This window comes from Pseudomonas sp. B329 (assembly GCF_023127835.1).
Classification (GTDB): domain Bacteria; phylum Pseudomonadota; class Gammaproteobacteria; order Pseudomonadales; family Pseudomonadaceae; genus Aquipseudomonas; species Aquipseudomonas synxantha_A.
Genome location: NZ_SPKP01000016.1, coordinates 1 through 13637 on the forward strand (window position 1 = coordinate 1; position 13637 = coordinate 13637).

At 61.5% G+C, this 13637-nt stretch carries 13 protein-coding genes and 1 pseudogene; 5 read left to right on the top strand and 9 right to left on the bottom strand.

Features of this window, described 5'->3' with window-relative positions; genetic code table 11:
* Positions 1–190: 190 nt before the first annotated feature.
* Positions 191–406 (bottom strand): DUF6434 domain-containing protein, encoded by a 216-nt coding sequence (locus E4P00_RS10705; RefSeq protein WP_032880871.1) that lies wholly within the window; start codon positions 404–406, stop codon positions 191–193.
* Between the two features lie 152 nt (positions 407–558).
* Between E4P00_RS10705 and E4P00_RS10710 the strand changes: the two genes are divergently transcribed.
* Entirely contained in the window at positions 559–984 is a 426-nt protein-coding gene (locus tag E4P00_RS10710) for a nuclear transport factor 2 family protein (RefSeq protein ID WP_032880870.1), read from the top strand.
* Positions 985–991: 7 nt separating this feature from the next.
* Here E4P00_RS10710 and E4P00_RS10715 read toward each other — a convergent pair whose 3' ends face one another.
* Positions 992–2317: a PLP-dependent aminotransferase family protein gene (locus tag E4P00_RS10715; RefSeq protein ID WP_248131391.1), complete on the bottom strand. Its 1326-nt coding sequence runs from the start codon at positions 2315–2317 to the stop codon at positions 992–994.
* 87 nt (positions 2318–2404) lie between these two features.
* Between E4P00_RS10715 and E4P00_RS10720 the strand changes: the two genes are divergently transcribed.
* The 3 genes from E4P00_RS10720 to yghX are packed head-to-tail and all read left to right on the top strand — an operon-like array spanning position 2405 to position 4773.
* A complete protein-coding gene (locus tag E4P00_RS10720; RefSeq protein WP_248131393.1) occupies positions 2405–3295 on the top strand; it encodes a DMT family transporter in 891 nt (296 codons plus the stop codon).
* Between the two features lie 51 nt (positions 3296–3346).
* Complete coding sequence (locus E4P00_RS10725) at positions 3347–3841, top strand: PaaI family thioesterase (protein WP_122732266.1); 495 nt, start codon at positions 3347–3349, stop codon at positions 3839–3841.
* A gap of 44 nt (positions 3842–3885) precedes the next feature.
* Positions 3886–4773: a YghX family hydrolase gene (yghX, locus tag E4P00_RS10730; protein WP_005787912.1), complete on the top strand. Its 888-nt coding sequence runs from the start codon at positions 3886–3888 to the stop codon at positions 4771–4773.
* A gap of 17 nt (positions 4774–4790) precedes the next feature.
* Here yghX and E4P00_RS10735 read toward each other — a convergent pair whose 3' ends face one another.
* A complete protein-coding gene (locus E4P00_RS10735; protein WP_032880863.1) occupies positions 4791–5663 on the bottom strand; it encodes a LysR family transcriptional regulator in 873 nt (290 codons plus the stop codon).
* A gap of 131 nt (positions 5664–5794) precedes the next feature.
* On the opposite strand from E4P00_RS10735, the gene ampC reads away from it, so the two are divergent.
* Positions 5795–6934: a class C beta-lactamase gene (gene ampC, locus E4P00_RS10740; protein WP_032880862.1), complete on the top strand. Its 1140-nt coding sequence runs from the start codon at positions 5795–5797 to the stop codon at positions 6932–6934.
* Between the two features lie 105 nt (positions 6935–7039).
* Here ampC and dctM read toward each other — a convergent pair whose 3' ends face one another.
* From dctM to E4P00_RS10770, 6 genes and pseudogenes are all read right to left on the bottom strand, one after another.
* Complete coding sequence (gene dctM / locus E4P00_RS10745) at positions 7040–8320, bottom strand: C4-dicarboxylate TRAP transporter large permease protein DctM (protein ID WP_122732263.1); 1281 nt, start codon at positions 8318–8320, stop codon at positions 7040–7042.
* Positions 8320–8952, bottom strand: a complete 633-nt coding sequence (locus E4P00_RS10750) for a TRAP transporter small permease (protein WP_005787907.1) — start codon at positions 8950–8952, stop codon at positions 8320–8322. The genes dctM and E4P00_RS10750 overlap by 1 nt, the downstream gene beginning before the upstream one ends.
* Before the next feature lie 162 nt (positions 8953–9114).
* Positions 9115–10097, bottom strand: a pseudogene (locus tag E4P00_RS10755) (TRAP transporter substrate-binding protein).
* A gap of 146 nt (positions 10098–10243) precedes the next feature.
* Entirely contained in the window at positions 10244–11059 is an 816-nt protein-coding gene (locus tag E4P00_RS10760) for a CoA ester lyase (RefSeq protein WP_248131395.1), read from the bottom strand.
* Between the two features lie 14 nt (positions 11060–11073).
* On the bottom strand, positions 11074–12267 hold the full coding sequence (locus E4P00_RS10765) for a CaiB/BaiF CoA-transferase family protein (RefSeq protein WP_248131397.1): 1194 nt from the start codon (positions 12265–12267) through the stop codon (positions 11074–11076).
* A 10-nt stretch (positions 12268–12277) separates the two neighbouring features.
* Entirely contained in the window at positions 12278–13627 is a 1350-nt protein-coding gene (locus tag E4P00_RS10770) for an MmgE/PrpD family protein (RefSeq protein WP_248131399.1), read from the bottom strand.
* Positions 13628–13637 lie beyond the last annotated feature (10 nt).

A 13637-nucleotide genomic window follows, 5' to 3' on the forward strand; every position in this document is an offset into this window, starting at 1 on the left:
GGGCAAGAGCGTTTTGGTTACTTTTGCGCTTTTCAAAAGTGAGCCGCTGTAAGAGCGGAACCAATAGCAGTCGTTACCCAAATAACGGATATGTACTCGGTCTGACCCAGCACCCTGGTCGGCCCTGAGGCCGCCATCGGGAGCAAGCCCCCTCCCACATTTTGCTGTATTTGCAATCAAGCACCGTGGCTTAGGGCAGCGTCACCTCGCGACGCTGCCACTCGTCCACCACATCACCCATAGTCTTGGGGACGCCATTGAGAATCCACGCCATAAAGGGGCGGTTGAACTTGAACGTCGGCCCGCACTGTTCACGCATGAAACGGCGCACGTTCTGAGTGTTTTTATAGCCCGGGGTCACCGGTGTCCCACGGGTGAGAGGGTCGCTGTGCCAGTCAAAAGCCATTTTTACCTCGGCTATGGGGTGGTGGTTACCACTCTAACCTCGAATCATCTCAGCCCATTTCAAAATTTCACTTTCCTTCCCTGCCGAAATTATTGCATGGTTGTACGACGACATACCTCGTCGTATCCACCCAACAAAAACAAGGAACACCCATGCCCAACCTCAAAGTGCTGATCGGCTTCCTGTGCCTGTTCTCCGGCTACGTCGCCGCTGCCCCCGCTGAAAAGGAAGTGGCCCAGGCAGTCGACCAACTGACCCAAGCCATGTTGCATCTGGACGTCAAGCAACTTCACGCGCTGACATCCGACACGCTCACCTACGGCCACTCCAGCGGCAAAGTGCAGAACAAGGCGCAATTTATCGCCGACCTGCAAACCCACACCAGCGCCTTCAAGACTCTGGAAATGCAGAACCAGACCATCACCCTTAATGGCGATACCGCCCTGGTGCGCAACCACTTCCATGCCCTGGCGGTTAACAGTGGTGTGGACACGCCAACCGATATCGACAACTTCCAGGTCTGGCAGAAGCAACACGGCAAGTGGTTGCTGATAGGGCGCCAGGCTTACAAATACTGAGCACAGCTCACCACGCCACCACTTTGCGTATCGTCTCCAGGGCCCCACGCAACTGCGCCATCGGCACCGATCCCAGGGCCACGCGCAGTGCGTGGGGCACCTGGGCCGAGACTGCGAACGGTTCGGCGGTGGACACGCAAATGCCTTCGCGCTGCAAGGTCATGGCGACTTGATCGGCGCGAGCCTCTTCTGCCAAAGGCAGCCACAGAAAATACGATGACGGATGGCTGACATACCGCACGCCCGTCAGCACTTGGGCTGCCAGTGCCTGGCGGGCTTGGGCATCCGCGCGTTTTTGCGCCTCCAGTTGCGCCACCGTACCGTCTTCGAGCCAGGCCACTGCAATGGCACTCATCACGCCTGGCACGCTCCAGGTGGTGGCCATGATCGTACGTTCCAACCTGCTCACCCAAGCTGAAGGCGCCGCGATAAACCCTATGCGCAAACCGGCGGCGACATTCTTGGACAGCCCACCCACATACACCGTGCGCTCCGGGGCCAGTGCCGCCAACGGCGCAGGTGCATCTTCGGCGAGAAACGCATAGGCGCCATCCTCGACGATCATCAGGTTGTGCTGCCGGGCAATCGCCACCAAACGCTCGCGCTGCTCCAGGCTCAGTACCCAGCCCAGCGGGTTATGCAGGGTTGGCATGCTGTATACCGCACGTACCGGGCGCTGGCGACACAGGCTATGCAGATGGTCCAGGTCCGGGCCGGCCGTGGTCACCGGGATGGCGACGATTTCCAGGTGCAGGGTTTCGGCCAGCGCCTTGAAGCCCGGATAAGTCAGCGCATCCACCGCGATCACATCCCCAGGCTTGAGCAACGTCATCAGGGTCACCGCCAAGCCGTGCTGGGCGCCGCTGACCACCAGCACCTGCTCGGCGTCCACCGTGAGTCCGCGGCTCAACAAGTGCCGGGCCATGGCGGCGCGCTCATGCACACGCCCCGCATGGGGCTGGTAACGCAGCAGTGCCTCCAGATCGCCCGACAACGCCAACTGGCGCAACGCCGTGCGCAACAGCTCGGCCTGCCCAGGCAAGGACGGGTAGTTGAAATTCAGGTCGAGCAGGCCCGGCGCCACCGTCATCTGCCCGCTGCCCTGCCCCGGCGGCAAGGTGATTTCACGCACGAAGGTACCGCGACCGGTCTCGCCACTGACCAGGCCCATGGCTTCCAACTCGCTGTACACCCGGCTTGCCGTGACCAGTGCCAAGCCATGCTCAGCGGCCAACTGGCGATGAGTAGGCAAGCGCGTGCCGGCGGGCATTCGTCCACTGCGAATGGCCTCGGCGAAGGTATCGACCAGCGATTTGTAGCGCGCACGGGGCATCGGGATGTATCCATGACAATTTTTTGATTGTCCTAATCTTCAGCCCTAGGATGAGCCGCACGCAACCCCACTTTCGGACATACCGTCATGGAACGCATCGCCCGCTTCGGCACCCTGGATGTCAGCACTCAGGGTTGGATCAACGGTTTTATCGGCGTGGTGATTTTCAGCGGATCGCTGCCGGCCACGCGCCTGGCGGTCATGGAGTTCGACCCGGTGTTCCTGACCATGATCCGCGCCACCCTCGCCGCCCTGCTGGGGGGCTGCCTGTTGTGGCTATTCAAGCAAAAACGCCCCACCCGTCAGCAATGGGCGCCCTTGGTGATCGTCGCTCTGGGCGTGGTGATCGGCTTTCCACTGCTCACAGCCCTGGCCCTGCAGTACGTGACCTCGGCCCACTCCATCGTCTTCATCGGCCTGCTGCCCCTGGCCACGGCGGTATTTGGCGTGCTGCGTGGCGGCGAGCGACCCAAGCCAGTGTTCTGGTTGTTTTCCATCCTGGGCAGCCTGTTGGTGATGGGTTACGCCCTTGCCCAAGGCTTGAGCGCCGCCCCTGCAGGCGACTTGTTGATGCTGTTGGCGGTGCTGGTCTGCGGCCTGGGTTATGCCGAAGGCGCCAAGCTGTCGCGCAGCCTGGGTGGCTGGCAGGTGATTTGTTGGGCGCTGGTGGTGTCGCTGCCGCTGGTGGCACCGTTGAGCCTGCTGCTGGCGCCTTCGACCCTCAGCGGCATTAGCCTGCCGGCGTGGCTGAGCCTGGGGTACGTGGCGCTGTTCAGCATGTTGATCGGCTTTGTGTTCTGGTACCGCGGCCTGGCCCAGGGCGGCATTGCCGCAGTCGGCCAGTTGCAGCTGCTGCAACCTTTCTTCGGCCTGGCGCTGGCCGCGGGCCTGCTGCATGAGCAGGTCAGCCTGGGCATGGTGCTGGTGACGTTCGCGGTGATCGGCTGCGTGGCCGGGGCGAAGAAGTTTGCCCGCTGACGCGTGGCCTGCTAAACAGGGAAGTCGCCTGAACAATAACAAGGACTTTGCATGACCACCGCTTCTCTCCAAGACATCACCGCTCCAGAAGGCATCTGCTACGGCTGCGGCAGCAGCAACCCCCATGGCCTGCATATCAAGAGCCGCTGGGCCGAAGATGGCGTACACGTGGTCGCCGAGCATCAACCCGAAGCCAAATATAGCGGCTGGCCAGACCTGGTCTACGGCGGCCTGATCGCCATGCTGGTGGATTGCCATTCCAACTGGACCGCCATGGCCTACCACTACCGCGCCGAACAGCGCGAACCCGGCAGCCTGCCGCGCATCGACTGCGTCACCGGCAACCTGGGGATCAAATTCATCAAGCCCACACCGATGGGCGTGCCACTGACCCTGCGCGCACGGGTCGAAGGCGACATCGGGCGCAAAAGCCGCGTGGTCTGCGAGGTGTACGCCGGTGACGTGCTCACGGCCATCGGCGATTCAGTTTTCGTACGCGTCGACACCGGTCAATTGGCCGCGGCCGCCCATGGTCGCGAGGTGTGATCCTGGTCTACAGTGACTGCAACCGCTGATCGAGGACTGCACCCATGCCCCGTCTTACCGCCAAGGACTTTGCTCCCGAACTGCTGGAACTCTACGACGGCTACGCCCACGGCAAGATCAACCGCCGCGAGTTTCTCGACCGTGCCGCGCTGTTCACCTTGGGCGGCCTCACCGCCTCGGCGCTGCTGGCAGCCCTGAGCCCCAACTACGCCCTGGCCGAACAGGTCAAATTCACCGATCCGGATATCGTCGCCGACTACATCACCTACCCTTCGCCCAAGGGCAACGGCACGGTGCGCGGCTACCTGGTGCGCCCGTCCAAGGCTGCGGCAAAACTGCCCGCCGTGGTGGTGGTGCATGAAAACCGTGGCCTGAACCCCTATATCGAAGACGTGGCCCGGCGCCTGGCCAAAGCCGGCTTCATTGCCCTGGCACCCGATGGCCTGACGTCCGTGGGCGGCTACCCCGGCAACGATGAAAAAGGCGTGGCGCTGCAACAGACTGTCGACCCGACCAAACTGATGAACGACTTCTTCGCCGCCATCGAATGGCTGATGCACCACGACAGCAGTACCGGCAAAGTCGGCATCACCGGCTTCTGTTACGGCGGCGGCGTGACCAACGCGGCGGCGGTGGCCTACCCGGAACTGGGCGCTGCGGTGTCGTTCTACGGGCGCCAACCCGAGGCCAAAGACGTGCCGCGCATCAAGGCACCGATCATGTTGCATTTCGGGGAACTGGATACGCGGATCAATGAGGGTTGGCCGGCGTATGAGCAGGCGTTGAAAGCTGCGGGCACGACGTATGAGGCTTACATCTACCAAGGCGCCAACCACGGTTTTCACAATGACTCAACGCCGCGGTATGACGAGGCAGCAGCCAACCTGGCCTGGGAGCGCACCCTGGGCTGGTTCCGCAAATACCTCGCCTAGCCGCCCCTCCCACATTCTTATTCAATACACGTCTGCAACCACCCCTTGAACGCCGACATCGCGGGTGTCTCGTTGCGTGACTGCAAACGGGTCAACCAATAACTGCCGGTCGTGATCCCCACATCGAACGGCTGGCGGATCACATCGCTTTCCAACTGGCGTGAAAACATCAACGCTGGCGCCAGGGCCACACCGCTGCCTTGCAGGGCGGCCTCCATCATCGCCAGCGACGAGTCGAACACGATACTGCGCGGTACCAGGGTGTCTGCCGGCAACCCGGCAGCCTGCAACCAAAGGCTCCACTCATCGGCACGGTAAGAGCGCAGCAAGGTGTGCTTCAACACGTCGGCCGGGCTGTGCAATTGCTCGGCAATCTGCGGCACGCACAACACCGTCAGCGGGGCTTCCAGCAAAGGGCAGGCCTCGGTGCCATGCCAGGCGCCTGCGCCAAACCGAATGGCGTAATCCAAGCCCTCGGCAGCGACATCAACGCGGTTGTTGTGAGTGGACAGGCGCAAATCAATAAACGGATAGCGGCTGTGGAAATCCGCCAAACGAGGCAATAGCCAGCCCACGGCGAAGGTGCCGACCGCGCCCACTGTCAGCACCTCGCGGTAGTGACCGCCCTCGAACTGGCCCAGGGTGTGGGCAATACGGTCGAAGGCTTCACGCAACACCGGCAACAGGGTTTCGCCTTCGCGAGTGAGCATCAGGCCGCGTGGCAGGCGCTTGAACAGCGTGACATTGAGCTGCGCTTCGAGGCTTTTGACTTGATGGCTGACTGCGGCTTGGGTCACGCATAGCTCGATGGCCGCGCGGGTAAAGCTCAAATGGCGCGCCGAGGCTTCAAAAGCGCGCAGGGCATTGAGGGGCAGATGGGAACGCAACAAGGCTTACCCCAATTTTTCTAATGGCTGGTGCGAGATATCATCGTTTGCTCCGGGTATAAAATCCACCTAGATTTGCCACGCCTGCGCAGGCTCTGATCATCATTGCCACTTTTACATGGAAGCGAATCACCATGAAATATCAGCCAAAGTACCTGGTTTCAGCTTTGCTGCTCGTATCCGGCGGCTGTATGGCCGCCACCGATATACGCCAGGTCGTGGACAGCAACGTCAAACCCTTGATGCAACAGCAAGGCATCCCCGGCCTTGCGGTCGCGGTGGTGAACCAGGGCAAGGTGCAATACTTTAATTACGGCGTAGCCGCCAAGGACACCCAGGCCGCGGTCACTCAAAACACGCTGTTCGAAATCGGCTCGGTAAGTAAAACCTTCACCGCTACCCTTGGTGGTTATGCCCAGGCCATCGGCAAGCTCAAGCTGTCGGACACAGCCAGCCAGTACTTGCCGTCCCTGGCCGGCAGCGCGTTCGATCGCATCAGCCTGCTGCAACTGGCGACCTATACCCCTGGCGGCTTGCCGCTGCAATTTCCGGATGCAGCCGACAGTGCATCGACCATGCTGGGCTACTTCCAGCATTGGAAGCCCACTTACGCTGCGGGTGAACAACGCTTGTACTCCAACCCCAGCATCGGCCTGTTCGGCTACCTGACCGCGCAAAGCCTGGGCCAGCCGTTCAACGTTGCCATGGAGAAGACGCTGCTGCCCAAGCTAGGGTTGACCAACACGTATGTCAGCGTGCGCACGGACAAAGCCAGCCAATATGCCCAAGGCTATGACAAGCAGCAAAAACCTGTGCGCGTCAGCCCCGGCGCGCTGGACAGTGAAGCCTACGGGCTCAAGACCACCAGCCAGGACCTCGCCCGCTATGTCATTGCGAACATGCACCCGCAAACCCTGGAACAGCCCGTGCAACAGGCCATCGCCGCCACCCACGCTGGCTACTACACCGTGAACGGCATGACCCAGGGCCTGGGCTGGGAGCGCTACCCCTACCCCATCACCCTGCAAGCGTTGATCGACGGTAACTCCACACCGATGGCAATGGAGCCGCACAAGGTCACCTGGCTCAACCCGGCCCAGGCGCAGCCGGCCAACGTGCTGTACAACAAGACCGGCTCTACCGGTGGCTTTGGTGCGTATGTGGCGTATGTGCCGAGCAAGGATATGGGCGTGGTGATTCTGGCCAACAAGAACTACCCGAATGCCGAGCGGGTAAAAGTGGCCCATGCGATCTTGAGTGCGATGGATCAATAGCGCCCAACACAAAACATGTGGGAGGGGGCTTGCTCCCGATGAGGGGGTGTCAGCAAGCACATCTGTGACTGACCCACTGCTATCGGGAGCAAGCCCCCTCCCACCCTACATCCCCAGCCACTGCGGCAGCGCAAGGGAAATGAACGGCAAGTAAGTCACCATGATCAGGAACACCAGCAAAATCATCAGCCACGGCATCGCCGCGCGAATGGTCTGCCCCAGCGTCAACCCGGTCACCGCCGAAGTCACGAACAGGTTCAACCCCACCGGCGGGTGCACCAGGCCGATTTCCATATTCACCACCATCACGATCCCCAGATGAATCGGGTCAATCCCAAGCTTCATCGCGATCGGGAAGAAGATCGGCGCCAGGATCAACACAATGGCCGAAGGCTCCATAAAGCTGCCGGCAATCAGCAGCACCACGTTGACCATGATCAGGAAACCAATCGGCGTCAGCCCTTCGGAAATCACCCACGCAGTGATTTCCTGGGGGATCTGCTCAGTGGTCAGCACATGGGCAAACAGCATGGCGTTGGCGATGATGAACATCAGCATGATCGACAAGCGCCCCGACTCCAGCAGCACCTTGGGGCAGTCGCGCAGCGTCATGTCCTTGTAGATGAACAGCGCGACAAACGCCGAGTACACCGCCGCCACCGCTGCGGCTTCAGTCGGGGTGAACATGCCGCTGTAGATACCGCCGAGGATGATCACCAACAGCAACAGGCCCCAGAACGCCCGGCGTGCGCAACTCAACCACTCGCGGAACGTCGCCCGTGGTTGCGCGGGTAGCTTCTTGATACGCGCGACGATGTAGATCGCGATCATCAACATCAGGCCCAGCAACAGTCCCGGGATCACCCCAGCCATGAACAGCTTGCCCACTGAGGTTTCGGTCGCCGCCGAATACACCACCATCACAATCGAAGGCGGAATCAGGATACCCAAGGTCCCGGCGTTGCAGATGATCCCCGCACCAAACTCCTTTGGATAACCGGAACGCACCATGCCTGCCACGGCAATCGAGCCCACCGCCGCCACCGTGGCCGGTGACGAGCCGGACAGCGCGGCAAACAACATGCAGGCCAGCACCGCTGCAATCGCCAGACCGCCACGGATATGACCGACACAGGCATTGGCAAAGTCGATCAGCCGCTGAGCCACGCCACCAGTGGTCATAAAGGCACCGGACAGCAGGAAGAACGGGATCGCCAGGAAGGTATAGGCGTCGCTGGTTTCAAACAGCTTGATCGCCAGGGAGCTCACCGAGTCCTGGCTGAACATCAGGATCGACACCGCGCCGGACAGCCCCAGGGAAATCGCAATCGGCACGCCAAGGAACATGAACACGAACAACAGCAGAAACAGACAGAGCACGGCCATCAGTGACGCTCCTCATGGCTGCCGGCCAACTTGCTGGCCTCCCCGGCCTCATCGGCCAATCCCAACCCGACCTGGCGGTGGGTAAAAATGCGGTAGAAAATTTCCAGGTAGCGAATCAATACCAAGGCAAAACCGATAGGCACGATCACCACGATGTCACCGACGTCGATACCGAACTGGTCAAGGTCCTCGGCACCGATATGCGCGGTCATTACCGCACTCACCCACTTGTAGCTGGCGACCATGAACAGGCCGGCGTAGGCCAGGCAGCACAGGCAGGCGAGCATCCCGAGCAAGCGTTGTACCGGGCGTTTGGTCAACCTGACCAGCGCGTCCACGCCCAGGTGGCCGGCGGTGCGTACTCCGTAGGAAATGCCGAAGAAAATCAACCAGCCGAACATGGCCTTGGTCAGCGCCACGCTCCAGGTCATGTCCTGGGCCCAGGTCATGGTGGTGTCGCCCAGGGCATTGAAGAAGTGACTGCTCCAGGCCCATTTATCCGCCAGAGCAAAGAACAGGGTGTAGATGTTATTGAGCATGACGTAGACGAATGTCACCAGGGTCATGGCGGCCAGCAGGAAGGCAATAAAGCCTTCCTCCAGGTGCTCCCAGACGCGCCTTAGCGTTTGCATGGCAAAACCTCGCGAGGCAAATGAAATACCAGGGTGGAACTTGCCCGAAATGTGGGAGGGGGCTTGCTCCCGATAGCAGTGTGTCAGCTTGCAGATCTGTCTCTGATCCACCGCTATCGGGAGCAAGCCGCCTCCCACATTGGATCTCAGTACACCCTGGGATTATTGGTTGGAAGCGTCCGCTGCCTTGATCAGCTCAGCCCCGATCTGGCTGCGAACTTCTGCCACACCGGGCGCATGGCTTCGCGCCAGAGCGTGCGTTGCTCGGGGGTAAGTTCGATGATCTCGCTGGTCTTGGCATCGATGATCTTCTGCCTGGCAGACTGGTTCAGCGCTTCGGCCTGCTTGTTCACCTCGACAGTGACTTCGGCCATGATCTGCTCCAGCGTGCTGCGCACATCCGGCGCCAGGCCGTTCCAGAACTTGGCGTTGGTGATCACCATGTAGTCGATCAGGCCATGGTTGGACTCGGTGAAATACTTCTGCACCTCGTTGACCTTCTGGCTTTCATAGTTCGACCAGGTGTTCTCAGTGCCATTCACGGTGCCGGTCTGCAAGCCCTGGTAAACCTCGGCAAAGCTCATCTTGCGCGGGTTGGCGCGGATCGCCTTGAACTGCTCTTCAAGCACGCTGGAGGCTTGCACGCGAAACTTCAGGCCACGGGCGTCCTTGGGTTCGTGCAGGGCCTTGTTGGCGGAGAGTTGCTTGAGGCCGTTGTGCCAATAGGCCAGGCCGAGAATGTTCTTGTCCTGCATTGCAGTCAGCAGTTGCTTGCCCTGGGCGGCCTGGAAACGGTCGACGGCAGCCAGGTCGTTGAACAGGAACGGCAGGTCGTAGATCTGCACCTGTTTGGTGTACTGCTCGAACTTGGCCAGGGACGGCGCCAGCATCTGCACGTCACCCAACAGCAACGCTTCCATTTCCTTGCCATCGCCGAACAGCGACGAGTTGGGGTACACCTCGACCTTGACCTTGCCGGGCAGGCGTTCTTCGGCGAGCTTCTTGAACAGCAGCGCGCCCTGGCCTTTGGGCGTGTTCTCGGCCACCACGTGGGCGAACTTGATCACAATCGGGTCAGCCGCCTGGGCCAGGCCCGCGGCGAACAAGGTGGCGGCGCACAGCAGCGCCCGAGAGAGCTTGAGCATGGGAAATCACCTTCTTATTGTTGTGTTGTAAGGCAAAGTGCCTGATGTGCTGCATATTGAGAATTTCGAATTTTAGATACCTGCGTTCGGCCTGGCCGAACACCAACCTCAAGGAGCATGTCGATCCTGTGGGAAGGCTTATCCAGTCAGGGTTGGGCAGCCAGCAGTCTCTGTGCCCGCAGCAACACCGGCGCATCCACCATCTGCCCATCAATCTGATAGGCCCCTGCCCCATGGGCACTCGCCTCCACTACCCGCTTGGCCCAGGCCAGTTCTTCGGCGCTGGGCGCCAACGCCTGGTGAATCACCGGCACCTGCTTGGGATGAATACACAACGCCCCGGCAAAGCCCATTTCATAGGCGTGCCGGATCGAACTGCGCAGGCCCTCAGGGTCGTCGATGGCCGGATGTACGCCGTCCAGCGGTGCCACCAGGTCGGCGGCGCGGGAATGCACGATCAGTGACAGGCGCGCCTGGTCGAGGGCAAACTCAGCAGCGCGGGAATGGCTGCTCAGGTTCAGATCCAGGGCCAGGTCCAAGCCACCGAACGACAGCCGCTCTACCAGCGGAGCATGGGCAATCTCGGCCACCGCCAACAAGCCGCGAGCGCTTTCGATGATCGGCCAGATGGGTTTGCCGGTGGCAGCCACTACGGCGACCTGGGCTGCGCTCTCGACCTTGGGGAGCAGCACACCCGCGACATTTGCATGAGCCTTGCAGAACGCCACATCCTCAAAATGCTCGACGTGTTCCGGCGCATTGATGCGCACCCACACCTGAGCCTCGGGGTGGGCCTGCAGGAACATCCCCAGATTGTCCCGGGCCTGGCGCTTGAGCGGCTCTTCCACGGCGTCTTCAAAATCCACAATCACTGCGTCGGCGCCGCTGGCCAAGGCTCTGGCGAACCGCTCCGGGCGGCTGCCCGGCACAAACAACGCTGAACGAACTAAAGGCTTTGGCATCGCACACTTCCTGATCAGATAACGCCGCGCGCACGCAGGCTGTCGATGGCCTCACCGGAATAACCCAGCTGGTCGAGAATGCCCTGGCTGTGTTGCCCCAGTGCCGGCACACCATCCATGCGCGGGGTAAACGCGGCGTTACGCGCTGGTGGCAGCAGCGAGGGCAACGGCCCGGCCGGGCTGTCGACTTCACGCCAACTGTCGCGGGCCTTGAGTTGAGGGTGGGCCCATACGCCTTGCATATCGTTGACCCGCGCGCTGGCGATCTGCGCATCCTCCAGACGCTGAATCACCGCCTCGGCGTCCAACCGGGCAAAACTGTCCACGATAATCTGGCGCAGCGCCTCGCGGTTGGCCGAACGCTTGAAGTTGGCGCTGAAACGTTCGTCCTTCGCCAGCGCCGGGGTGAGCAGTACCTTGTCGCAGAACGCCGCCCACTCGCGCTCATTCTGCAACCCGAGCATCACCGTGCCGCCATCACCGGTGGGAAACGGCCCATAGGGGTAAATCGTCGAATGTGCAGCGCCCGCACGCGGGGGCGGCGGCGCGCCGTCGAAGGCGTAATACATCGGGTAGCCCATCCACTCCACCAGGCTTTCCAACATGCTCACATCGATACGGCTGCCCTTGCCGGTCGTGCCCCGCAGCAGCAACGCCGAAAGAATGCCGCTGTAGGCATACATGCCCGCGGAGATATCCGCGATGGAGCAGCCGGCCTTGGCCATCTGCTCATCACCCGGGCCGCCAGTCACCGACAGGAAGCCGCCTTCGCTCTGGATCAACAAGTCGTAGGCCTTCTTTTTCTCGTAGGGCCCGCCTTCGCCATAACCGGAAATATCGCAGACGATCAGCCTTGGAAAACGTTGATGCAGTGCCTCGAACGACAAGCCCATGCGCGCCGCCGCGCCGGGTGCAAGGTTTTGCACCAGCACATCGGCATCGGCCAGCAGCGCTTCAAGGATTGCGCCCGCCTCGTCCTGCTTGAGGTCCAGGGTCAGGCTTTCCTTTGAACGGTTGGTCCAGACGAAATGCGATGCCAGGCCGCGCACGCGTTCGTCATAACCTCGGGCAAAGTCACCGACACCGGGGCGCTCGACCTTGATCACGCGGGCGCCGAGATCGGCCAATTGGCGGGTACAGAATGGCGCGGCAATCGCGTGTTCCAGGCTGACAACCGTGATGCCGTCCAGCGGTCGTTGATTACTCATGACAAATCCCTCAAAGCCAATGGGCCATGGACACGGTGTTACGCAGGTTCCATACCTGCTCGATCAGGCCACTTGCCTGGGCGGGGGTACGGGCGCCGCTGAAGTGAGTCAGGCGCTGGAACTTATCCGCCAGTTCGACGCGGCTCAGGGTGTTGCCCGGGTCGCCCTTGGGCTCGTCGATGGCACCGTGCAGCGTGCGCCCGTCAGTGGTGGTGACGATGACACGGCCCAGCCAGCGTTGCGGATAGGCACTATCGACCTCGGGGTCGAGGGTCATGCTGACCTTGTCGCGAAAGGCCGCGACCGCAGGGTCGGTCAACGCCAGTTCATGGAACTCGGGCAACCCTGCTTTGCCATGCACCGCGATCAGGCCAAGCACGGTGCCCATGGAGAATTTGGCCTGGTGCACGGTGGCCGGCACCGTCACCCGGCCGAGCACATCGATGGCGCCTTGATGCACGCGGGTTTCCACCCGGGAGATCTGCTCAACGCTCAAGCCTTCACGCTGCATCACGTCCAGTAGCGCATCCGCAGCGGGATGGGTGTGGCGGCAGGAGGCGTGGAACTTGAACGAGGTTTCCACCAGCGCCCAGCGGCTACCCAAATCAGCGGACAACTTGCTAGGTTCTGAATCACTCGACATGCCCGCCGCCAAGCCTTGATCGCCTTCAAGGATATTGCGCGCACCGGTCAATCCATCGGCTGTCAGGTAAGCTGCCAGCAAGCCATCCGCTGCGGCTTTGGCCGTGTGCAGTTGCTTGGAGTCGGCGGCATCGCGCAAGAACTCCCACAGCCCTGCCGCTTGAGTGCCGGCACTGCCGAGCAGGTTGATGAACTGTTCCTGGTTGAAGTCGAGCAATTTGCCCACGGCGACCGCCGCCGCCAGGGTGCCGACGGTGGCCGTGGTGTGGAAGATGCGGTAGTGCGAGCGGCCCAGGAACTCGCCGATGCGAATCCCGGCCTCATAACCGGCCACCGCAGCCAGCAACAGATCGCGACCCGATTTGCCCAGGTCCTGGGCGGCCGCCAGCGCGGCGGGAAACACCACCGTGGCCGGGTGCAGCACCGAACTGTTGTGCAGGTCATCCTGCTCCACCAGGTGCGACGATGCCGCATTGACCAGTGCCGCAAAATACGCGCTGCTGCTGGCGCCGCTGACGATCACCTGGGCCGGGCCGCTGCTCGGCCCCATCTTCTGCGCATAGCGCTCGAACAGGGGAATCGGGTGTGCGCCCTGGCTGGCCAGCGCCGAGGCGAGCCAATCCAGATACAGCTCCTCGATGCGATCCAGTACGTGCTCGGGCAACTGCGAGTAGGTCAGATCAGCGAGGAATTGGCACAGGGCTTGGGTATGACGCATGCTCAGGCCC